General features: G+C 64.4%; 17 protein-coding genes. 4 read left to right on the forward strand and 13 right to left on the reverse strand.

Annotation, left to right across the window (positions count from 1 at the left end; all coding sequences use genetic code 11):
- Positions 1 to 64: 64 nt before the first annotated feature.
- The 4 genes from ABEA23_RS02330 to ABEA23_RS02345 all read right to left on the reverse strand — a co-directional run bounded on the left by ABEA23_RS02330 (position 65) and on the right by ABEA23_RS02345 (position 4,333).
- On the reverse strand, positions 65 to 652 hold the full coding sequence (locus ABEA23_RS02330) for a hypothetical protein (RefSeq protein WP_345476474.1): 588 nt from the start codon (positions 650 to 652) through the stop codon (positions 65 to 67).
- Between the two features lie 50 nt (positions 653 to 702).
- Positions 703 to 2,175, reverse strand: a complete 1,473-nt coding sequence (locus ABEA23_RS02335) for an MATE family efflux transporter (RefSeq protein ID WP_425577084.1) — start codon at positions 2,173 to 2,175, stop codon at positions 703 to 705.
- Positions 2,172 to 3,215 carry a CPBP family intramembrane glutamic endopeptidase gene (locus ABEA23_RS02340; protein WP_345476475.1) on the reverse strand — a complete coding sequence of 348 codons (1,044 nt, stop codon included), beginning with the start codon at positions 3,213 to 3,215 and terminating at the stop codon, positions 2,172 to 2,174. Before ABEA23_RS02340 ends, ABEA23_RS02335 begins: the two co-directional genes overlap by 4 nt.
- A 95-nt stretch (positions 3,216 to 3,310) precedes the next feature.
- On the reverse strand, positions 3,311 to 4,333 hold the full coding sequence (locus ABEA23_RS02345; RefSeq protein ID WP_345476476.1) for an acyl-CoA thioesterase: 1,023 nt from the start codon (positions 4,331 to 4,333) through the stop codon (positions 3,311 to 3,313).
- Positions 4,334 to 4,453: 120 nt separating this feature from the next.
- Between ABEA23_RS02345 and ABEA23_RS02350 the strand changes: the two genes are divergently transcribed.
- Entirely contained in the window at positions 4,454 to 7,681 is a 3,228-nt protein-coding gene (locus ABEA23_RS02350; RefSeq protein ID WP_345476477.1) for a beta-phosphoglucomutase family hydrolase, read from the forward strand.
- Between the two features lie 53 nt (positions 7,682 to 7,734).
- Here the strand turns inward: ABEA23_RS02350 and ABEA23_RS02355 are convergent, their stop codons facing one another.
- Genes ABEA23_RS02355 through ABEA23_RS02365 form a run of 3 tightly spaced genes read right to left on the reverse strand, consistent with a single transcriptional unit; the run spans position 7,735 to position 11,151 of the window.
- Positions 7,735 to 9,105, reverse strand: coding sequence for a sugar porter family MFS transporter (locus ABEA23_RS02355; RefSeq protein ID WP_345476478.1), 1,371 nt, complete (start codon positions 9,103 to 9,105; stop codon positions 7,735 to 7,737).
- Positions 9,106 to 9,147: 42 nt separating this feature from the next.
- Positions 9,148 to 10,002, reverse strand: coding sequence for a hypothetical protein (locus tag ABEA23_RS02360; protein ID WP_345476479.1), 855 nt, complete (start codon positions 10,000 to 10,002; stop codon positions 9,148 to 9,150).
- A 9-nt stretch (positions 10,003 to 10,011) separates the two neighbouring features.
- Entirely contained in the window at positions 10,012 to 11,151 is a 1,140-nt protein-coding gene (locus tag ABEA23_RS02365) for a M20 family metallopeptidase (protein WP_345476480.1), read from the reverse strand.
- Positions 11,152 to 11,434: 283 nt separating this feature from the next.
- Here ABEA23_RS02365 and ABEA23_RS02370 point away from each other — a divergent pair, with 283 nt between their 5' ends.
- Together ABEA23_RS02370 and ABEA23_RS02375 are read left to right on the forward strand one after the other, a co-directional pair.
- A complete protein-coding gene (locus tag ABEA23_RS02370; RefSeq protein WP_345476481.1) occupies positions 11,435 to 12,313 on the forward strand; it encodes a hypothetical protein in 879 nt (292 codons plus the stop codon).
- A complete protein-coding gene (locus tag ABEA23_RS02375) occupies positions 12,310 to 12,684 on the forward strand; it encodes a GntR family transcriptional regulator (protein WP_345476482.1) in 375 nt (124 codons plus the stop codon). Before ABEA23_RS02370 ends, ABEA23_RS02375 begins: the two co-directional genes overlap by 4 nt.
- A gap of 129 nt (positions 12,685 to 12,813) precedes the next feature.
- On the opposite strand, the gene madM is transcribed toward ABEA23_RS02375, so the two are convergent.
- From madM to ABEA23_RS02390, 3 genes are read right to left on the reverse strand one after another with little or no spacing between them, the layout of a single operon-like run.
- Positions 12,814 to 13,575: a malonate transporter subunit MadM gene (gene madM / locus ABEA23_RS02380; RefSeq protein WP_345476483.1), complete on the reverse strand. Its 762-nt coding sequence runs from the start codon at positions 13,573 to 13,575 to the stop codon at positions 12,814 to 12,816.
- 1 nt (position 13,576) lies between these two features.
- Entirely contained in the window at positions 13,577 to 13,978 is a 402-nt protein-coding gene (gene madL / locus ABEA23_RS02385; protein WP_345476484.1) for a malonate transporter subunit MadL, read from the reverse strand.
- A gap of 13 nt (positions 13,979 to 13,991) precedes the next feature.
- Positions 13,992 to 16,946 carry an AMP-binding protein gene (locus ABEA23_RS02390; RefSeq protein WP_345476485.1) on the reverse strand — a complete coding sequence of 985 codons (2,955 nt, stop codon included), beginning with the start codon at positions 16,944 to 16,946 and terminating at the stop codon, positions 13,992 to 13,994.
- Between the two features lie 119 nt (positions 16,947 to 17,065).
- On the opposite strand from ABEA23_RS02390, the gene ABEA23_RS02395 reads away from it, so the two are divergent.
- Positions 17,066 to 17,746: a GntR family transcriptional regulator gene (locus ABEA23_RS02395; RefSeq protein WP_345476486.1), complete on the forward strand. Its 681-nt coding sequence runs from the start codon at positions 17,066 to 17,068 to the stop codon at positions 17,744 to 17,746.
- Positions 17,747 to 17,822: 76 nt separating this feature from the next.
- Here the strand turns inward: ABEA23_RS02395 and ABEA23_RS02400 are convergent, their stop codons facing one another.
- The 3 genes from ABEA23_RS02400 to ABEA23_RS02410 form a co-directional block, all read right to left on the reverse strand.
- Positions 17,823 to 18,833, reverse strand: coding sequence for an NAD(P)-dependent alcohol dehydrogenase (locus tag ABEA23_RS02400; protein ID WP_345476487.1), 1,011 nt, complete (start codon positions 18,831 to 18,833; stop codon positions 17,823 to 17,825).
- Between the two features lie 10 nt (positions 18,834 to 18,843).
- Positions 18,844 to 20,034 (reverse strand): acyl-CoA dehydrogenase family protein, encoded by a 1,191-nt coding sequence (locus ABEA23_RS02405; RefSeq protein WP_345476488.1) that lies wholly within the window; start codon positions 20,032 to 20,034, stop codon positions 18,844 to 18,846.
- A gap of 250 nt (positions 20,035 to 20,284) precedes the next feature.
- Positions 20,285 to 21,439 (reverse strand): glycerate kinase, encoded by a 1,155-nt coding sequence (locus ABEA23_RS02410; RefSeq protein WP_345476489.1) that lies wholly within the window; start codon positions 21,437 to 21,439, stop codon positions 20,285 to 20,287.
- Positions 21,440 to 21,642 lie beyond the last annotated feature (203 nt).

Raw genomic sequence — 21,642 nt, forward strand, 5'->3', positions numbered from 1 at the left:
CCTCATTCTACGCTTCGTAGAAGAGGGCGACCAGCCGGTTCGGCTCTGGGCGAGATACGCCGGCTCAGGCGGAGCGGCGAACTTCGTGGGTCATCCCGGCAGCATTGATCAGCAGCAGGACCGCCGAGAGGATCATGCCCATACCGGCAATACCGATCACTCCGTGAATATCCAGCCCCCACCAGGCGATCAGCCCGATACCGGTCACCGCCCCAATGGCACCTAGCAGCACGTGGTCACGGGCGGGCACGAACTCAGCGCGCAGCTTCAATCCCGCATAGAGCTCAGCGACTCCGAGAACCAGGAACGCCAGGCCCGCAGCCAGGGCCACCGGCGTCGTCGAACCCACCAGGATGATGACCACGCCGGCCACAAGCCAGGCAGCAGCCCCTGCGGCCAGGGCCCCCTGGAGAACCTGCGGTGTGGCCTCCTGCTTGGCGTATTCCCAGATCATGGAGGCAGCAAGCACCAGGAAGCCGGCCAGCACAAAGCGCGCCACGGTCAGGTCGTTGCCGTCCCAGAAGTCGACGAACCACGCATTGCCATGCCAAATAATGGTGAAGAAGGCGAATGCGGTGGTGATGCCAGCGCGCAGCCACGTGGGGCGCAGCAGCTGACGGGCGGTCTCCGCGGGAATCTTGGTCACAGCCACGGGCAGGAGTCTACTACCGGTTGCTCAACCACCGGTGCTGCGGAAGCTGATCAACGAGCCTCGCCGAGCACCATCCAGCGTCCTGTGGCGGTCCGCACTCCCAGGGTCAGCGCCCGGGCCCCCATGAATACCACGGCAAAGGCCACCCAGAGCCACATGATGGTGCCGAGCCCGGTAGCCTCGCCTGCAACGTCGCTGCACACCGCTGACGGAAGGATGCTCCCGCTGCCGCAGAGGAAGTCTCCTCCGGGCTGTGCTGCAGCCACCCACCACAGCACCGGCATGTAGATGGCCAGGTTCACCAGACCGGCTAACGCCAAATACCGGACATCGCCAGCACCCATAAGCACACCGTCGAGCACGAACACATAGCTGGCCAGCGGCTGCGCCACAGCCATGACCAGCAGAGCCGCGGTGATCCCTGCGGCCACCTGCGGGTCTGGAGTGAACAGTCGCGGTGCCCAGGGAGCCAGAGCTGCTGTCACCACACCGGTAATCACACCGAAGCCCAGCCCCCAGATGATCATGGTCCGGGTCATCTGCTTCGCGCGTTCCAGCCGGGAAGCTCCAAGTTCACGGCCAATAAGCGCCTGGGCGGCAATAGCCAGGGCATCCAGCACAAAGGCCAGCGTGGAGAAGATGGTGAAGGCCACCTGATGCGCTGCCAGAGTCTCGGGCCCTAAGTCCGTGGCCACCAGAACAGTGGCCACAATGGCAGCACGCAGGGTCACCGTACGCAGCATCATCCAGCTGCCCACACCCGCTGCCCGGCGAAGCGCCTGAGGTTCAGCACCCAGGGGCACCTGGTGGGCTCGCATCCGCGGGATGAGGATCGCTAAGTAGACCGCCGCCATTCCCCACTGGGCAATAGAAGTCCCGATGGCGGCACCGGCCACACCCAGCCCCACAGGGTGGACCAGGATCAGGTTCAGCAGCGCATTGGCGGTAAAGCCCGCAGCGGCCACCACCAGCGGGGTCTTGGTGTCCTGCAGGCCGCGCAGCATGCCGACGGCGGCAAAAACCAGCAGGATGGCCGGAACCCCGGGCAGAGACCACAGCAGGTAGTCCACAGCGTGGGGGTGGATCTCCCCGCCGCTGCCCATGGCGGTAAGCAGCTGTTCCCCGAAGGCCAGGCCCGCCAGGCTGAGAGCTGTACCGAGGATCAGCGCCAGCCAGAGCCCATCGCGACCCGCGGCCAGCGCCTTGGCCATCCGCCCAGCTCCCACAAAACGGGCCACCGCCGGGGTAGTGGAGTACGCCAGGAAGATCATGATGCCGGTGACGGCGTGCATCACCGTCACGCCCAGCGCGGCACCGGCGAGTTCAGCAACCCCGAGCCTGCCAATGATCGCAGTATCGGCCAGCAGGAACAGCGGTTCGGCCACCAGCGCACCCAGAGCGGGGATAGCCAGTGCCAGGATCTGCCGGGCCAAGCCACGCGGGTCCTGCGCTGCGGGGTGGGCCGCATCAGGCTGGCGACTGGCGTCGCCGTCGTGAGCTCCCGGGGCCTCCGGACGGCTCACGCCAGCACCGCCGCGCGGATCATCGGTTCCAGCGGGCCGAAGCGCTCCTCCACCCAGGGCAGCAGGAAGTACATATTCACCAGGGACATGAAGTTGTTAAACGCATGAAGCAGCCAGGCGTAGAAGAGGTTCCGTCCGGTCACGATGTACGCCACGGTGAACAGGATGCCCATGGTTACATACGGGATCACCGTAATCAGACTGAGGTCATCCACCAGGCCCATCAGCGCCGGGATGAAGTGCAGCAGCGGGAAAGTGATCACGGAGATGGCCGCGCAGATCCACACGTTGATATGCCGGGAGAGCTTGCCCACCAGCAGGTGCCGGAAGAAGTACTCCTCCACATAGGGACCCAGCAGGGCAATGACGACGACGGCGGCCAGGAAGGGCACCGCGCTGAGCATCGCCTCGATGGACTGCTGGTTCTCCGACTGGGCCAGTTCCTCCCCGGTGGCCATGGAGACCACGGTCACCAGTACCGCGTTGAAGATGATCAGCACGACCCAGGCCACGGGGATCAGCAGCAGCTTGAGCCACCACAGGTAGGCCAGGGCTTTGATGGAACGCCACAGCGCGAATCCGGAAAGGCTGAAGGCCACTGCAGCCAACAGTCCGTAGCTGATGGCGTTGAGCAGGAAGAGCCCTTGCTCCTGGACTGTCTGGTCCGCAGAGTTCAGCATCCCTGAGAGCGGGATCAGCGCCAGTAGCTGGATGCCGCCGATGATGAAGCCCACCACATAGAACAGCACCGCACCGAGATCCCACCAGGTGAACCGTCCTGGATCGGAGTCCTGCTGGCGCTTGCGCGGGGCAGGCTGCCATCCCGGCGGAGGGCCATAGCCCTGCGGGGGCTGGCCATAACCCTGCGGCGGCTGGTTTGGGTATCCATAACCGGGCCCCGGGTGTCCTTGCGACGCGGCACCGTGCCCTCCGGCCCCATAGGGCGGGTTTCCCTGCGTGGAGCCGGGCCACTGTTGCGGCTGGGACTGGGGTGTGGGGCCGTAGGGGTTGGGCACCGGAGGCGGCTGGTGAGCGTTCATCAGGATCAACACTAATGATCCGCAGGCGCCAAGGCATCCTCCCTAGGGCTGAAGGAAGCGTGAGCCTCAAGGACATGGAGGCCTGTGTTAGGCACTTAGGCCAGAGCAGCCTCGTCCACTACGCCCTCATTGGGCCCGGCATGCGGACTGGGTGTGACCAGGGTGGCATTGCGCAGGTCTCGGATGCGCCGGGCCTTCTCCGCCACGGCATGGTCCTCATCACTGATCGGCTCCCAGCGGGCGATACGCCGCGCCGAACCGGTGCCATCAGGGGCCACCATCACCGGCAGCCCATAGGCCACCACCTGCGGCTGCTTGTCCCAGCGATCACCAGCGCGCACGCGCACCAGCACATGCATGGACTTTGAGCCGGTCAGCACCAGGCGGGCATCCACCTCCACCAGGTCGCCTTCGGTGATGGGGCGGTAGAAGCGCACTCCCCCGGTGAGCACGGAGGCGACGTCGTACCCGCAGTAGCGTTCGGCACAGATCTCTGCGGCCAGGTCGATCCACTTCATCACCGCGCCACCGCGGATCTTGCCGTCGGGATAGCGCTGGTCAGTCTCGGCGATGAAGCGCAGGGTCAGCCCCTCGGAGGTGCCCATGGAGGCCGGCAGCTGCTGGATGGTCTCCTCAATCTGCTTGCGGTGAATCATCCGCTGTGAGGCGTCCACATCCCGGCGTCGTTCCAGTTCTGTACTGGGTGAGAAGGGAGCCACCGAGGTGGGTTCGCCATCCTCTCCGATGGCCACATAGATCATGAAGCACTCAGTGCACACCGTCCAGCCCCCACCGGGCTTGGCGATCAGCACGCGAGTCTGCACGTGCACGCTGGTGCGCCCGGTATGAACCACCCGCGCTTGCACTGTCACCGGAGTATCCCTGGGCACGGGCACGGCAAAGTGCATATTGCCCACATAGGAGGTCACACAGGAGGCCCGGGACCATGACGCGGCACAGGCATAGGCGGTCTTGTCGATCCAGTCGACGACGACGCCGGCGGCCACAGTGGAATCCCGAGAGGTCCCCTTCACCTCTCGGAAGGTGAGTTCAATGCTGGATCTGCGCGCCACACGCACGACGTTAGCACCCACCCGCACAATGGTGTTCGGGGTCACATCCACAAACTCTTTAAACAATGTGGCCTCAGTCCGAAAACTGCCTAGGATGGACCGCGTGCAAGGCCACCACTGTACGTCTGCCCTGACCGACCTCGACCACTTCTGCGTGAGGTAGATATGCACCCCTTCGAAAACCCCTTCCGCCACAGCGCTGAGGCCAAGCGGCACGCGCTGAGACATTTCCGGGCTGTCATCTTCGATATGGACGGGGTAGTCACAGACACCGCTGGCGTGCACTCCAAGGCGTGGAAGGAACTTTTCGACGCCGCCCTGCCGCGGATCGCAGCCGCAGCAGGCGCCCCGGCACAGCCGGAGTTCACCGAGCTGGACTACCTGAACTTTGTGGATGGTCGGCAGCGCCTGGATGGTGTGCGGTCACTGCTGGTGGCTCGGGGCTTAAGCGTCCCGGAGGGCAGCCCGGCAGATGCTCCTGGTGAGCTGACTGTCCACGGCCTAGCGGCGCAGAAGCAGACCTTCTTCGAGGCAGTCCTGAACCGCGACGGCGTGGCAGTCTTCGACACCACTGTGGAGCTGATCCACAAGCTGCGCCATGACGGGATTCCGATCGCCCTGGTGACCTCCTCCCGAAACGGGCGTGAGGTGCTGCGCCTGGCGGAGCTGCTTGATGTCTTCGATGTCATTGTGGACGGCACTGATGCCGCGGACCTGGGTCTGCCCGGCAAACCGAACCCAGATATGTTCCTGCACGCCTCGGCGCTGCTGCGCGTAGAGCCCGAGGACTCCATCGTCATTGAGGACGCGGTCTCGGGTGTCCAGGCTGGCCGGGCCGGTAATTTCGGCATGGTGGTGGGCCTGAACCGCGGCGATGACCCGCAGCGGCTCAAGGACGGCGGCGCCGACATTGTGGTCAAGGACCTGTCAGTGGCGAAGCTCGCCACCCGCACCACCAAACCCTATGACCCCAACTGGGTGCTGTCCTATGATTCCTTCGAGCCGAAGGAAGAACCCACCCGCGAAGTGCTGATGGCTATGGCTAACGGCTATTGGGGCACCCGGGGCTCCTACCCAGGCTCCAGCGCCGATGCCACCCATTACCCGGGCAACTACATTGCCGGTGTCTTCAACCGGCTCAAGACCGACATCATGGGCAAGACGGTGGAGACCGAACATATGGTCAACATCCCCGACTGGACCTTCCTGCAGATCGTCCCCGAGGCCGGCAACCCGTTGGTGCCGGGCTCCCCTGAGCTGATCGACTACTACCAGGAACTGGATATGCGCCGTGGTCTGGTGACCCGCGTGGCTCGCTACCAGGATCTGCACGGACGGCGCACCAAAGTCACCATCCGGCAGTTCCAGTCCCTGGCCGGAGTCCACCTGGCCGCGATGGAGGCCAAGGTCGAGGCCGAGAACTGGTCAGGCAATATCAGCGTTCGCTCGATGATCGATGGCCGCGTGGCCAACCGAAACGTCTCCGCTGATCGCGAGCTTGCCGGTAACCACTTAGAACCGGTGGACTCCCGTGAGATCGACGGGCAGACCGTTCTGTTGGAGACCCAGACCAACCAGTCCAAGGTGCAGATTGCGGTGGCAACTCGCACCACCGTCAACACCAGCTCCCACCCGATGCGCCGTCCGGTCATGGAAGGTGACCTGGTGGCCGGTCATGACATCTCGCTGAGCCTGGAAGCGGGGGTTCCGGTCAAGATCGAGAAGATCGCCGCGGCGTCGAACTCTCATGACCCTGCCATCTCCACGGTGTGGCACAACGCGGTCAAGCGCGTGCAGCGGGCCAGCAGCTTCCGGGAAATGCTCACCTACCACGAGGAGATGTGGGGCGCGCTGTGGCACCGCTTTGCCGTCTCCATCGGCCCAGGCCATTCACGCCAGCAGCTGGCGCTGAATCTTCATACCTTCCACGTGCTGCAGACCGCCTTCGGTGCGCGCCGGGACTTGGACGCCTCCCTGGGTGCCCGCGGGCTCCACGGTGAGGGCTACCGTGGCCATCTCTTCTGGGATGAGATGTTCATGTACCCGATGCTCACCCTGCGCCGCCCTGAGCTGACCCGCGGCATTCTGATGTACCGCTACCGACGGCTCGGCGAAGCTCGAGCAGCGGCTCGCGCCGAGGGCTACGCAGGCGCGATGTTCCCGTGGCAGTCCGGCTCTGATGGGCGCGAAGAGACCCCCACCGAATTGTGGAACCCGCGGTCCCAGATGTGGATGCCGGATAATTCCCACCGGCAGCGCCATGTCTCCCTGGCCATCGCTTACTCGGTGCTGCAGTACTTCGAGGCCACCCAGGATTACACCTTCCTCTCCGATTACGGCGGGGAGATGCTGGTAGAAGTCGCGCGGTTCTTCGTCTCCATGACCACCTACGACGCCGCGGCCGACCGGTATGACATCGACGGTGTCATGGGCCCGGACGAGTACCACGACGGCTATCCGGACACGCCTGGTTCGGGGCTGCGCAACAACGCGTACACCAATGTGCTGACCTCCTGGGTGCTGCGGCATACCGCACGGCTGGTCCGTGAGTTGGACAGCCGCGATGATCCGCTGTCCGAGTGGTTGGACATCTATGAGGATGAGCTCAACGAGTGGGACCACATCTCGCAGCGGCTGCGGCTGCATTTCCATGAGGACGGCGTGATCAGCCAGTTCGCCGGCTATGAGGAACTGCTGGAGTTCGATTGGGAGTCCTATCGCGCCAAGTACGGCAATATTGGCCGCTTGGACCTGATCCTGCAGGCCGAAGGGGATGCCACCAACCGGTACAAGCTCTCCAAGCAGGCGGATGTGCTCATGCTCTGCTACATCTTCTCTGCCTCCGAGCTGGTGGAGAACCTCGAGCATATGGGCTACCAGCTGAGCATGGACGAGTTCGGCAAGACTGTGGAGTACTACCTGGCGCGCTCCAGCCACGGCTCCACCCTCTCGCGGTTGGTGCACGGCTGGGTGGCCGCCCGGTTTGACCGCGCAGGTTCCTGGAACCTGTTCAAGGAGGCGCTGGAGGCTGACCTTTCAGATACTCAGGGCGGCACGACCCGCGAGGGCATTCACCTGGGTGCGATGGCCGGGACCGTGGATATGGTCATCCGCTGCTACGGCGGTGTGGAGACTCGCGCTGATGCACTGTGGCTGCACCCGCTGCTGCCCGATGAGCTGCCTGAGGTCACCTTCCGGATGCGGTACCGCAACCAGCCGATCCTGGTGCATATCAACCACGAGCATGTGACCCTGAATCTCTCCGAGGGTTCGGCTGAGCCGATCGACGTCAACGTGGAGGGCAAGCCCAAGCGCCTGAACCCCGGCGAGGTCTGGACGGTGAAGCTGGAGCACTCCGCCCGCGAGCATCAGCGGGCCCGGACGGCAGTCTGAGCCGCTTACCCTGACCCTGCCGACGACGGCGCTGTCGGGTACTCCGCCGTGGCTCAGGCGGCTTTGACTGCTGTTGCGCGGAAGGTCCTCTCGATCTGCTCCAGGCTGCGCTCCTTGGTCTCCGGGACCTTCCACAAGGTGAAGAGGAACGCGGTGGCGCAGATCAGCGCGAAGCCCGCGAACACCCACCCCACCCCGAAAGCAGCCAGCACTGTGGGAAACAACAGGGAGACCAGTCCGTTGGCTACCCAGTGAGCGGTGGTCACCACGCCCATTGCGGCTGCACGGACGCCCAGCGGGAAGATCTCTCCCAGCACCACCCACACCAGGGCGCCCCAGCTGACCTGGAACAGAAAGATGAACACGCCCAGGCACACCAGGGTGATGATGCCCAGCGGACCGAACCCATCGGGGGCGGGCATGGTGAGGTTGACCGCAGCCAGCACCGCCAAGCTCACTGCGGTTCCGGCGGCACCCACCAGCAGCATGGGACGACGCCCCCACCGGTCGGTGTAGGTGATGGCCACCCAGACCGCCAGGATGTTCAGCGCACCGATGATCAAGTTGGATCCGATGGCGCCCTCATCGGAGAAGCCCACGTTCTGAAGTGTGGTGGGAGCGTAGTAGAGCACTGCGTTGATGCCCATGATCTGTTGGTAGACGCCCAGCCCGAACCCGACCAGCAGGATGGACAGCACCCAGGGCTGCCTCAGAGCGCGCAGCCCGCCGACGCCGTCGTTCTCCTCCTGCATTCTGACGGCGTGGATCTCGGCGAGCTCGTAGCTGGCTTCCTCCGGGGTGCGGTCTCGCAGCAGCAGTTGGTGGGCTTCTTCCTCTCGGCCCTGCCGCACCAGCCAGCGAGGGGTCTCTCGCACCGCAAGCAGCCCCAGGGCGAACAGCAGGGAGGGGATCACTGAAAGGCCCAGCATCCACCGCCAGGACTCCACGGGCGCGAAGGCCACACCGATCAGGAACCCCAGGAACTGACCGATGACGATCGCCAACACGTAGAACGCGGTGACCCGGCCACGGATGCGGGCCGGAGACATCTCGGAGAGGTACACCGGCAGCACGACGGCGGCCAGACCGGTGCCCAGACCCACCACCAGCCGGAAGCTGAAGAGCACCTCCGTGGTGGGGGCCAGGGCCATGCCCACCGGAGCGATGGTGAACAGCACTGCGGTGATCATGAGCACCACACGGCGTCCGTACCTGTCGGAGAGCCGCCCGCCCACACCGGCGCCCAGGACTGCGCCGACGGCCAGGGCGGTGACGATTCCGCCCTCGGACCAGCTGTCCAGGGCAAAGTCTCGGCGCAGGTAGACCAGGGCCGCGGAGATGACGCCGGTGTCATAGCCCCAGTTCAGGCCTCCGAGGGCGCCGAAGAGGTAGATGAGCAGGCTACTGTTCTTAGTGGATCGCACAGAGATGCACTTTAGTCCCTGCCGACGCGGAGCCTCCACGTTTTACCTGACCAGAAGGTAAGTGCTCTCTTTTATGCCGTGGACTTGCCACCCGGTCTGCATCAGCGGGTGCATGGTCTCTCGCAGCGCGGTGCGCCAGCGGGCTGAAAGCTCCGGCTGAGACTGTCGCATCGCAGGAATATCCGCCGGAATCTGCAGTCCAACCACGCCCGCAGCGCCGACTGCTTCCGCAATGTCATTACCCTGGGCATACCGCAGCGGGGCGCCGTCGTCGTCTGGTCTCAGCAGTACCAGCTCCGGCTCTGCGCTGGAACACGGAGCCATCTGGAGCAGATCCCAGGTGATCAATGCCCGGTCGCTGCCCTGCCCTGCGTTGGTCCCATCACGCATCTCTCCATAAAAATGCGGCAGGTACTCGGTGAATCGGGCGCCGAGCCGGTTGAGGTTGAAACCAGCGTTACGGGCAATCAGCGGATCAAATGTCCACTCCATGGTGCGGACTCCGCGCTGTAGGCACCAGGTGCGCTGATCCAGCTTCATCGCCGCCCCCACTCCGGTGCCCACAGCATGGGCAGCTACCCCGGCAATATGAGAATGCATGAGGCTGGCCTGTGGAGCTCCGAAAAATCCCACGGTCACGCCGATGAGCTCATCACCGGCATAGGCCCCGCCGACGTAGTTGCCGGCATGTTCCAACGCCACCAGCAGACCTGGCTCCATAGGGGTCTCACCCTGTCCGTCAGGGTTCCAGATGCGGTGCAGCAGCTCAGCGGCATCCATCGCCTGCTGGGCTGTGCTCAGCTGGGTCACGACGACGCCGGCAGCGGCTGCGGCCTGTCGGGCTTGGTCTGCGGCGGCCTGCAGTTTCAGCTGGGGATCCACGGAACCAGATGTCATTGCTGCTGATCAGTCCAGCTTGCGGGCCATCAGTCCGGCCAGCAGGGCAGTGCGAGGTGCGATGTGCTCCACCAGCGCATGCTCATGTTCAGCGTGGGCGCCGTCGCCGACTGCTCCCATGCCATCCAGGGTGGGGACGCCCAGAGCCGCGGTGAAGTTGCCGTCGGAGGCCCCTCCGACCTCGACACCCTTCAACTCCGGCAGTCCGAGTGTGGCTGCCAGTTCCTGAGCTTCGGCGAAGAGTCCCTCCGCGGCCGAGCGCTCCATGGGCGGCCGGTTGATGGACCCCAGCACCTCCACCACGGCGCCCTCCATGCTGGAGGTCAGCTGACGGATCTGCTGGTCCACTCGCTCCTGCTCCGCGATGGTGGTGGCTCGGGCATCCACGGTGACCTGTGCGCGGTCCGGAACAGTATTCGTCGTCGTGCCCGCGGTGATGACCGTGGGGGTGACCGTGGTACCAACCTCGGGATCCCCGAGTGCCTCGATCTCGGGCAGCAGCAACCCCAATGCGATGCCTGCGTTGATGCCCTTCTCCGGCTCCAGGCCAGCATGGGCGGCGCGGCCGTGGACTACAACCTCGTAATTGGAAGTGCCCTTACGGGCGATCTTCAAAGCGCCTGCGGCAGCAGCCTCGAGCACGAAGGCCGCGCGAGCGCTGCGGGCCTCATCCTCAATCAGCTGACGCGAAGAAATGGAGCCGACTTCTTCATCTCCGGTGACCAGGATGCTCAGGCCATCAAGGCTGTGGCCTTTCTCCTGCAGCATTGCGGCCGCATGCAGAGACATCACCACACCAGTGAGCATGTCGAACACTCCGGGACCGCGCAGCACTCCATCTTCATGGGTGAAAGGCTTACGGGCCAGGGTCCCGTGCGGCCACACCGTGTCCTGATGGTTGACCAGCACCACCTTGGGGGTGCCCGCACCGAACCGCAGCCGCAGGTGGGTCACGCCGTCGATCTCCACGGTTTCCGGGGTGACACCCAGCCGCTCAGCGGTCAGCGCGGCGACCTCGGCTGCACCGCGGGCCACCGCCGCCTTGTCCTCAGATGGTGTCTCCACCTCTACCAGGCGCTGGATATCGGCCAGCATCTGCGGCAGCCGAGCAGCGGCGGAGTCAAGGATTTCTGGGGTCACATCCGTCATGGCGGCCTTTCCTCGGGTCTGGATCACATCCATCCTGCCACGTCTCACCGCAGCGCACCCCACCTGCGCAATATTGACCTTGCCTACCTAGGGGGCCATTGCGTTAAGTGGGGTGCGCTGCGCGCCGGAGGAAGTGCAGAAGGTCTGCCACCGCCTGCATCAGCGGGTCAGGTCGGTGCCCAGGTGGGGCGCACTACTTGTACTAGCTGATTGACACAACTAGCTCCTTGGCATCATTCTTGTCTTGTCACAAACACCTGATACAAGTTTCCGGGGAGCTCCCATGCCATTGCTAACCCTTCTGGTTCTGATCGGCGGACCACTGCTACTCACCCTCATCGCCCTGGGAGCGCGCTCCGCGACCCGCGGGCACCTCAACACCAGCCACGAATGGAGATGGGTGCGCGCTACATGGGGCGCAGCCGTGCTGATCGGAGCCGTTGCTGCATGGCTGGTCAGTGCCAGCCTGGACCTCGGCCGGGGAACAATGCTGATCCCGGCCATCCTCGGACTGTTTGTGGTGGTCGGTGTAGGCCTCGGCGAGACCGTGGTGCGACCCCAACGGCCCACCGGCGCCCGTACCGCGTCGCTGACTCCCCGGCGCGTCTCTGATTATCTGCCAAACACCCTGACCATCGCGGTGGGGGCAACCTCCGTGCTGCACCTCGCCACCCTGTCCCTGACCACAGTCACTGCCTCCGCCGACGACATGGGCCGCGATGGACGCCGGATCGCCGCCCAGTGCGGCGACACCGCCAGCGCAGCCGGCTCATACCCAGGCACCTTCTACTCCATACCGCTGGTGTTGCTGCTCCTGGTCGTTGCCGTGGCGGCCGCTGCGGCCCTGTCAGCTGTTGTGCGCCGTCCTCGCGGCTTCGCTCCCGACGAAGTGAGCGACGACGTTCTGCGCCGACGGTCTGCAGCGCGGGTGGTAGCGGCGACCGGCGCAGCGGTGGCTGCCAGCCACATGGGCATCGCCTTCTTCGCCGGGACGGCCCTGCTGAACATGACCTGCCAACACGCCTGGATGGACCCTGTCGGCTGGATCCTCATAGCCAGCATTCCCGTAGCTCTGGTGCTGCTCGGCTGGTTCATGGTCCGGATCGTCGTCCCCGCACCGCTCCCCAGCCCCTCCTCCGCTCAGCCAGTGGAGGCACAGTGAGCCTCTCCCTGACCCTCGACCCGCAGGACCCCACCCCGCCGTACGAGCAGCTGCGACGCCAGCTCGTAGACCTCATCACAGCCGGACAGCTCCGCCCCGGAGATAGGCTTCCTCCACTACGGCAACTCGCCGGTGACTTGGGCGTCGCCGTCGGCACGGTTGCGCGCTCCTACCGGGAACTCGAACAGGAGGGACTGCTCATCTCCCGCCGCGGAGGGGGCACCCGAGTCGCCGACGCCGAAGGTGCCCCCGGCGCAGATCGCGGCAAGCTGCTCGCAGACATGACTGCCGACTTCGCCGCCCGTGCCCGTGGTCTGGGCTTCACCGACGCGGAGATTGTCGCTGCAGTGGAGCACCAGTTGCGTCATTAGCAGCTGAAGTCCCGGGATGCGGCAGTTGAGCCCGCCGCAGCGCACCCCACCTGCGCAATATTGACCTTGCCTACCTAGGGGGTGATTGCGCTAAGTGGGGTGCGCTACGCCAAAGGAAGTGCCTTTCGGCTACCCGAAGATGCCGACCAGCGCGAAGTAGAAGACGCTGGGGCCCAGCAGGCACCCGAGCCCGGTGTAGAAGGTCGCGGTCATAGCGCCATAGGGCACCAACCGTTTATCGGTGGCCGCCAGTCCCGCGGCCACCCCGGAGGTAGTTCCCATCAGGCCCCCGTAGGCCATGGCCGACTTCGGGTTGTTCAGACCGATCAGCGGAGCGATCAAGGGGGTGCCTACCATCACTACTACAGCTTTGATCAGACCCGCAGCCACGGATAATGCGATCACCTCGGAGCTGGCTCCCACCGCCGTTCCGGTCACCGGTCCCACAATGTAGGTGGCGGCACCTGAACCGATAGTCGCCATAGAGGCGGGATCCGTATACCCGAAGGCTGCCGCGACGGCTGCCCCGGCGATGAAGGAGACGAAGATGCCCAGAATCAGGGAGAGACCGCCGGCCACTCCCGCCTTCTTAATCTCCTGAAGGTCCACCCCATAGGCGGTGGCCACGATCGCGAAATCGCGCAGCATCGCTCCACCCATCAGACCCAGCCCGGAGAAGATCGCAATATCCGCCAGGCCTTTCTCGCCGCCGGTCTCCAAGCCACCGAAGTAGGCCAGCAGCAGGCCCAGCATGATGGCGATTGCCGAGCCCTGCAGCCGTCCGCGGGTCAGCGTCTTGGACAGCCAGCCGGAGACCAGCATCATGGCACCGACCACCACAAAAGCGAAGAGCAGGCCGTTGCGTTCAAGAACATCTGCAATGAGTTCCATCTCAGACCTCCAGCTTCTCTTCTTCGGTCATCTCAGGAAGCGGCTCAGAGCGGCCGCCGATCCGTGAGATGACGGGCACCAGCGCAGCCCCGCAGGCCAGTGCGGCCAGCCCCGCCAGGATGGCCATCGGGCCACCGGTGACCGCCTCCACCACATTCTGGGTGGCGGCCATCGCCACCACGATCGGGATATAGAGCGCACTCCAGAAGAGCACACCTTGCTCGGTGGGCTTGGGGAACAGCCCCTTCTTCCGCAGCCAGGCTGAGACCAGCACCAGCAGGACCATGGCGAATCCGACGCCGCCAACATTGGCGTCTACTCCTACCGCCACGCCCAGGAGATCACCGATGATCATTCCCGCAAGCATGCACAGCGCCAGCGCTGCGACTCCGTAGAGAACCATTGTTCTTCCTTACTCAGGCCGGGACACCGGTAAAGGTGTCTTGATATGTGGTGCGCAGCTGGGCTTTCTGCACTTTGCCCATGACATTGCGCGGCAGGGCCTCCACACACCGGAGGGCGCGAGGCTGCTTGAACCGGGCGAGGTCCCCGGAGATGAACTGCAGGATCTCTTCTTCCTGGGGCTGCTCACCGGAGGCAGGTACGACGACGGCGACCACGGCCTCACCCAGGTCAGGGTGTGGAACTCCGATCACCGCCGATTCCAGGACGGCAGGATGGGCGTCGATGAGCTCCTCGATCTCCTTGGGGTAGATGTTGTAGCCGCCGGAGATCACCATGTCCTTGTCACGGCCGACGATGCACAGGTATCCGTCCTCATCCAGGCGTCCGAGGTCTCCGGTGATGAAGTAGCTGTCGGCCCGGAACTCCTGTGCGGTCTTCTCCGGCATCTGCCAGTACCCGGCGAAGACATTAGGCCCGCGCACCTCGATGAGCCCGACCTCGCCGTCGGGAAGCTCTTCACCGGTTTCCCGGTCCACAATTCGAATCTCGATGCCGGGGAAGGGTTTGCCCACTGTTCCGGGCTTTCGTGCGCCGCGGTAGGGGTTGGTGGTGTTCATGCCGGTTTCGGTCATGCCGTAGCGTTCCAGGATCGCGTGACCTGTGCGTTCTTCGAAGGCCTCGTGGTCGCTGGCCAGCAGCGGGGCGGAGCCGGAGACGAATAGCCGCATGTTCGCACAGACCTCGCGGTTCAGCTCTGGGCTCTTCAACAGCCGGGTGTAGAAGGTCGGCACACCCATCAGCACAGTGGAATCAGGCATGAGTCGCAGGATGGTGTCGGCGTCGAACTTCGGCAGCCAGCGCATAGTTGCCCCGGCGGCCAGAGTCATATTCGCCGCCACGAAGAGTCCGTGGATGTGGAAGATCGGCAGCGCGTGGATCAGGACATCCTCGCCGGTGTATTCCCAGGTATCCAGCAGTGCCTGGCAGTTGGAGGCCAGGTTGCCGTGGGTGAGCACCGCACCTTTGGAGCGGCCGGTGGTCCCGGAGGTGTAGAGGATGGAGGCTGGGTCCTCGGCTGTGCGCGGAACCGCGTCGGTATGTCCACCACTGGCCCTGAGCAGGGTGCCATCGGCTGAGGTCCCCAGAGTTTCGACGACGACGCCGGACTCACCTCGGTGCGCGTGATCTTCCGCCGTGTCGGGGCTGACCACCAGAACCTTGGGTCCTGCGTCCTGGATGAAGTAATCCATCTCTTTGCCGGTGTAGGCGGTGTTCAGCGGCAGGAAGACGCCCCCGATCTGCAAGGTGGCCAGGTAGAGGGCGAGTGCTTCCGGTGACTTCTGCACCTGCATGGCCACGCGATCACCAGGCTGTACCCCATCCTCTAAGAGGACCGCGGCAATCCGATGGGTGGTCTCCAAGGTCTGGGCGTAGCTGATGGGCTCGCCATCTTCTGGCAGGAAGAGCGGCTTCTCCGGGTGCTGCTGCACATTGCGGAGGAAGGATTCGTAGATGGTGCTGAAAGTTTCTGCCATGGGGGCTTGTCCTCTCTGGTGGGTGAGTTGCTCGGGGTGCTGCAGCAGCTCCTTGAGCTGCGGACCCAGAGCAACAGTGCGGTGCCGGACGTAGGTTTCGTGCTGAGCTTCGAGTTCAGCGGGGTCGTAGCGGTAGTTGATCATTGCTCCGAAGCTCTGCTTCCAGGCGTATTCGGTGCTGCTGGCTGGCCAGTGCAGCTGCCAGGCGCTGGCTCCGTTGCCCAGGTGGAAGCGGGCTACCGGGTCCATGGGTTTGCCATCGTGACGCTGGGCGGTGATGTACCGGGCCAGCACCGGGTAGAGCCGCTGCCGGATTCGGACGTGGGCTTTCGCGACGGCGTCGTCGTTCTCCTGCTCCTGTGCCCCGTCAGGAGTGTGCGACTCGGTGTCATCCGGACCGGGAGTCTGCTGTTCGAGGTCCTTAAGCTCCGCCTGCAGGCTGGCCAGCTCGGTGTCACCGCTGGCTTGTGCCTGCTGGGCTTGTTGCTGGAGCCAGCGGCGGAATCCGGGGATCGGCGAGAGCGTGACGAAGTTCTGCAGATGCGGAAGTTCGTCACTGACCTGATCGATCACCTGCTTGATCAGAAAACTGCCGAAGGAGATCCCGGCCAGGCCCTCCAATGAGTTGTTGATGGAGTACAGCGCAGCAGTATCGGCCTTTCCCGGGCTCAGCGCCGGGCCGGGTTCCAGCAGCGGCCCCATAGAACCGGGAATCCCCTGCGTGAGGGCCACTTCCACGAAGATCAGTGGAAGATCACCAGTGGCCGGATGGAAGAAGGCGTAGCAGCGCCGATCCTTGGGCTGCAGTCGGCGCTTAAGCTCCGCAATGTTGCCCATGGGGTGGACCTTCTCGAACTGCAGCAGGTAGTTCTTCAGCTGTGAGTCGGCATCCCAGCCGATCTGCTTCATCGTCAGGAACCCGCGGTTGAACCACGAGGCCAGCAGGTGCCGGAAGTCCTTGTCCAGAGGTTTCAGGTCAGAGTGGGTGCGGATCATACGCAGCAGATCCGCACGCATCTGCACCAGCTGCTCGGTAGCTCCGGGGGCGTAGTTGATCCGGCGCAGCAGCTGCTGCCGACGAGGCTCGGTCACGTCGAAGAGCGAGGCAAGCTTCTCCGGGCTCGGGTCAGCATCCCAGGCGTCAAAATGCTCGCGAAGCTGGTGTTCGTCCACACCGAAGCGGGTCAGCATGTGCCTGAAGAAATGCAGTTTGGCGGCGTCGTCGAGTTCTGCATAGGCCTGCAGTGCCCGCTGGGCAACTGCTCGCATAGAGGCTTCACCCATATCGCTGAGCAGCACGTCGCAAGCGGCAATCAACTCTGCCAGGGGTTCCGGTGAGGGCGCCGGTTCATCCTGACGCCGGCGGATTCCCAGGGCGTGGAACAGGTCGGTGAGTAGCCACCCATCCTGTTTTGAGGTGTGTCGCGCCATCGTGCTCCTTCCCGTACATCAGGGCATGTGATGTATACAACAGCCACTCTAGAGGATAAATGTGATCCAGGCCACAGTTACGACGCGGTAATGTGGTCCTACTTGCGGAGGAGGTGGCTATGGCCAAAGTGTCGGAGTCCCAGCGCGTACGTGATGCGCTGGAGAACGCGATCGTGGATGGCCATCACCTGCCCGGAGCAAAGCTCGACCCGGCGGCCCTCGCTTCTGCGTTTGGCTGCTCCCGCACACCCATCCGGGAAGCGCTTCAGGCCCTGGAGCGGTCGGGACTGGTGCAGATCCGCCCGAAACAGGGCACCTATGTCACCGAGCTGAGCATCACGGAGCTGGCCGAGCGTTTTGAAGTCATGGCCGAGTTGGAGGGAATGGCTGCGCGGCTGGCGTCACGACGCATCGACGCTCTCGCCCTGCAGCAGCTGCGCGAAGCTTTGTCCGAATGCGAGGAGTACGCCCATGCGGCGGACCCGGACGGCTACTACTACGCCAACGCCCGGTTTCACGGGATTGTCTATGATTCCTCGGGCAACGAGTATCTCCGCCAGCAGGCCTGGGCGCTGAAGCGTATTTTGCAGCCCTACCGCAGGCTGCAGTTGCGTGTCCCAGACCGGATGCGACGCTCACTGGCCGAGCACCAGCAGATCGCTGAAGCCGTAGCCAACGGAGACGCTACAGGTGCCGAGCGGGCTGCCCGCGAGCATGTGCTGGTCCAGGTCAAGGAGTTCAGTCAGCTGGTCAGCACGTGGCGCCGGCTCTCTGGCGGGGCACACTCAGCCAGCGGGTAACCAGAGCGCAGGGCTCCCCCGAGCTGCGAAGACACGGGGCAAGGTGCCGGACTTTAGCCTCGGGTATAGGGACGCTTTAGGGGACGACGACGGCCTTCAGCGAGTTGGGCTCACGGCGTACCAGGGTCAGCGCTTCCTCGGTCTGCGGCAGATCAAAGCGGTGGGTCAGTACCGGAGCCACCTGCACAGCACCAGAGGAGATCAGCTCCAGAGCTGCCGGATAGCAGTTCCGGTAGCGGAAGACACCGGAGACAGTGAGCTCTTTGCCCTGCAGGGCGAAGACCTCCAGGGGAAGCTCATCAGATCCCATGCCGATCACCACAGCACGCCCTGCCCTGTCCAGGGACCGCATACCGGCCTTGAACGCCGGTGCTGCTCCCGAACATTCGAAGAGCACATCAAAGCTGTTCGTCGCTAATGCCTGATCAGCACGACGTGCGTCGAACCCGAGCTCGCGCGCCACATCCAGCCGGAAGTCAGAGAGATCGGTGACGGTCACCGAGCTGGCGCCGAAGGCCCGTGCGGCCTGGGCGGCAAAGAGCCCCACTGGTCCGGCACCGGTGACTAACACCCGGTCGCCCACGCTGACCTCAGCCTTGCGGCAGGCCCATACGCCCACAGAGACCGGCTCAGCCATCGCAGCCTGTTCAGCAGTCAGCCCGGCAGGCGCTGGGTGGGCGAAGGCGGCGTCGTGCACCACGTATTTGGCGATGGAACCATCCACCGGCGGGGTGGCGAAGAACTGCACATCCGGGCAGAGGTTGTATCTGCCGGCCAAGCACTGGCGGCAGGACTTGCAGGGCACACCTGGTTCAAGCGCCACGAGCTGACCGAGACGAGTGGGGTCAACCCCTTCACCCACTGAGGTGATCACACCAGCTGACTCATGGCCGATCACCATGGGTTCGTTCAGCACGAAGTCGCCGATGCGCCCGTGCTCGTAGTAGTGCACGTCAGAACCGCAGATGCCTACCGCACCGATGGCCACCTGCACCTGGCCAGCGCCAGGCTGCGGCAGCGGACGGTCCTCCACGACGATCTCGCGCACGGCACGCAGCACAGCGGAAGGGTTGGTGACTGTGGTCATGAGGGGTCCCCTATCGGGAGTTTGGCGCGGAACCGGCGAGGAGTTCCTGCGCGATGGTCTCTTTGAGGATTTCGCTGGTGCCGCCGAAGATGGTCAGCAGACGTACCGCCAGGTAGGCCTGAGCCACCGGGTACTCCAGGATGTAGCCGTAGCCGCCATGCAGCTGGAGGCAGATATCCACGCACTTCTTGGCGAACTCTGACGCGTGCAGCTTGGCCTTGGAGGCACCCGCCAGGTCCAGCTGACCTGCGTTGAAGCCCTCCACCTGGGCAGCCAGATACCGTTGTGCGGCCTCCAGCCCGGTCTGCAGGTCAGCGAGCTGGAATCGGGTGTTCTGGAAATCAGCAATCCGCTCACCGAAGGCGTTGCGCTGGGTTACATAGTCCAGCGTCTGATCCAAGACCGTCTCGGCGACGACGACGGCAGCCGCGGCCACTGCCAAGCGCCCCTGGGGCAGAATCGCCTTCACGTATTCAAGGCCCCGGCCCTCTTCGCCGATGAGGTTCGCAGCAGGAATCTGCACGTCGGAGAAGAACAGCTCCGCGGTGTCTGAGGCTTTCAGCCCCATCTTTTCCAGCTGATTGCCCGGGGTGTATCCGGGGTTGCCTTCCTTGGTGACCAGGAAGAGGCTGAAGGAAGTCGCACCGCCGCGCTGTTTCACATCCGAGCCGTCAGTGCGGGCCAGCACCAGGGCGCCGTCGCCGGAGATGCCGTTGCCGATGAAGGTCTTCTGGCCATTGAGCGTCCAGGAGCCGTCGTCGTTCTTAGTGGCCTTGGTGCGCACTCCGCGCAGATCTGAGCCGGCTCCGGGTTCGGTGAAGCCCACGGAGCTGACGAAACTGCCGTCCATAAACCGTGGGAGCCAGCTCTGCTTCTGCTCTTCGGTAGCGAACTGCAGCAGGGCCGGCAGCACCCAGTCGTCGTGGAGATGGAAGGCCAGTGCCGCGCCCAGGGCGTCGGCGCGAGCCAGTTCTTCGTCGATGATCATCCGGAAGCGGTAGTCGGCCAAACCCATGCCGCCGTGCTCCTCCGGCACAGCTAGTCCCAGCAGACCGTTTTCTGCGGCGGCCTCCCAGAGCGCGCGCGGCATCATGTGGGCGGCGTCCCACTGCTTATAGTGCGGGGTCACCTCTCGGGTGACGAACTCGCGCACTACTTCGCGGAACTCTTCGTGAATCTCGTCATAGAAGCCTGTGTGCATCGTCTCGAATCCTACTCCGGCTGATCAGGGAACGCTGCCGGTGTCTGTGACCTCGTCGGCAGTGGCCAAACTCGTGCGGGGCTGCATTCACTCCTGTTCCGAGCGGCCCGGCCCACCTCTCGGCGAAAAGTGAGTGGTCACTTTGTCCGCTATAACCCGGTGGCGCGGTACCAAATACCGGACAAAGTGACCACTCAACACGGGAATTCGTGAGCGCGGCGGGGCTAGATGTCGAGCCGGAGGGTCCGGTTCAGCGCTGGCTCAGCAGCGCGCAGGCGTGAGCGGTGGTGTCCTCAATCAGCTGGGCAGCCTGCTCCTGGAGCTGAAGGAGGTTCGCTGCACCGGGCGCGATGGACAGCGCGGCCGTCAGCCCGGCTTCGCGGCACTGCGCCGGGCTCAGCTGGACCGCCCCGGCAATGACGACGACGGCGGCTGACTCCGGTGCGTACGACTGGACTGCATGGACCACTTTTCCGCCAAGTGACTGGGTGTCCAGGCGGCCCTCGCCGGTGAGCACCACATCAGCACCGTTCAGCGCCTGCTGCAGTCCCACCGCTTCGGCCACCATGCGTGATCCGGGCAGAATTTCAGCCTGACCGCCGGCCTCAGGGCCCAGCAAACTCATCACGGTGACCGGAATACCGCCGGCGGCGCCGAAACCTTCAGCCTCGCGGTAGTGCTGCGGATCCGCCCCGGCCTGCTCGGCGAGGACCCGTGCCAGGTGAGCAAGACCGGCGTCCAGTGCGGCGACGTCGTGGTCATCGGCACCTTTCTGCGGACCGAAGACGGCAGCGGCACCGCGGGGGCCGGTCAGCGGGTTGTCCACATCCACCGCCAGGCGCCATCGAACGCTGCGGGCATGTGGGTGAAGGTTCTCGGTGTTCACGCTGGCGATGCGGCTCAGGCCTTCACCTCCTGGTGGCACGGGGGCGCCGTCGTGATCGAGGAACTCTGCTCCGAGGGCCGCGAGAATGCCGGTGCCCCCGTCAGTGCTGGCCGAACCGCCCAGGCACAGCAGGATCTCCTGGGCTCCGGAGGCCAGCGCTTCAGCGACGATCAGTCCCACTCCGTAGGTATCGGCGCGGCGCGGCTGCAGCGGGACATCCGACACCGCAGGAAGCCCGTTACCCTCAGCCGCCTCAATGACCGCAGTGCGGCCATCTGGGGATAGGCCCCACCGGGCGGTACGCGGGCGGCCGATGGCATCTACTGTCTCGACGCTGCGTGCTTGCTGATTCCACAGCGCCAGCAGAGCATCTAGGGTGCCTTCCCCACCGTCGGCGAATGGCAGTTCGGTGACCTCAGCATCGCTGAAGATCTGCCGGGCTCCACGGGCCATAGCCGCTGCGGCTTCAGCGGCGGTGACTGAGCCCTTGAAGGAATCGGGGACGCACACAATCTTCATGACTACAGACATTAGCCCACGTGACCGTCATCACTGCTTCGGCAGGGAGTCTGCGACCGATGACCCGTTGACCACCGAGCGCAAATGCAGTGTCGCAGCACCTGCCATGGCGGGAACGCGCTTTCACAGTATGATGGAACAATAGTGTGTCGCAGGTCACACTATTGTTCCGCCCGGTGCCATACGTTCCCGGGCCAACTCAG

Source organism: Nesterenkonia rhizosphaerae, assembly GCF_039544555.1.
Lineage (GTDB): Bacteria > Actinomycetota > Actinomycetes > Actinomycetales > Micrococcaceae > Nesterenkonia > Nesterenkonia rhizosphaerae.

Coding starts and splice junctions, on each gene's coding strand:
- ABEA23_RS02340 (WP_345476475.1), bottom strand. CDS start 3,215: ATGAACGCTCACCAGCCGCCTCCGGTGCCCAACCCCTACGGCCCCACA.
- ABEA23_RS02350 (WP_345476477.1), top strand. CDS start 4,454: ATGCACCCCTTCGAAAACCCCTTCCGCCACAGCGCTGAGGCCAAGCGG.
- ABEA23_RS02360 (WP_345476479.1), bottom strand. CDS start 10,002: ATGACATCTGGTTCCGTGGATCCCCAGCTGAAACTGCAGGCCGCCGCA.
- ABEA23_RS02365 (WP_345476480.1), bottom strand. CDS start 11,151: ATGACGGATGTGACCCCAGAAATCCTTGACTCCGCCGCTGCTCGGCTG.
- ABEA23_RS02370 (WP_345476481.1), top strand. CDS start 11,435: ATGCCATTGCTAACCCTTCTGGTTCTGATCGGCGGACCACTGCTACTC.
- madM (WP_345476483.1), bottom strand. CDS start 13,575: ATGGAACTCATTGCAGATGTTCTTGAACGCAACGGCCTGCTCTTCGCT.
- madL (WP_345476484.1), bottom strand. CDS start 13,978: ATGGTTCTCTACGGAGTCGCAGCGCTGGCGCTGTGCATGCTTGCGGGA.
- ABEA23_RS02390 (WP_345476485.1), bottom strand. CDS start 16,946: ATGGCGCGACACACCTCAAAACAGGATGGGTGGCTACTCACCGACCTG.
- ABEA23_RS02395 (WP_345476486.1), top strand. CDS start 17,066: ATGGCCAAAGTGTCGGAGTCCCAGCGCGTACGTGATGCGCTGGAGAAC.
- ABEA23_RS02400 (WP_345476487.1), bottom strand. CDS start 18,833: ATGACCACAGTCACCAACCCTTCCGCTGTGCTGCGTGCCGTGCGCGAG.
- ABEA23_RS02405 (WP_345476488.1), bottom strand. CDS start 20,034: ATGCACACAGGCTTCTATGACGAGATTCACGAAGAGTTCCGCGAAGTA.
- ABEA23_RS02410 (WP_345476489.1), bottom strand. CDS start 21,439: ATGAAGATTGTGTGCGTCCCCGATTCCTTCAAGGGCTCAGTCACCGCC.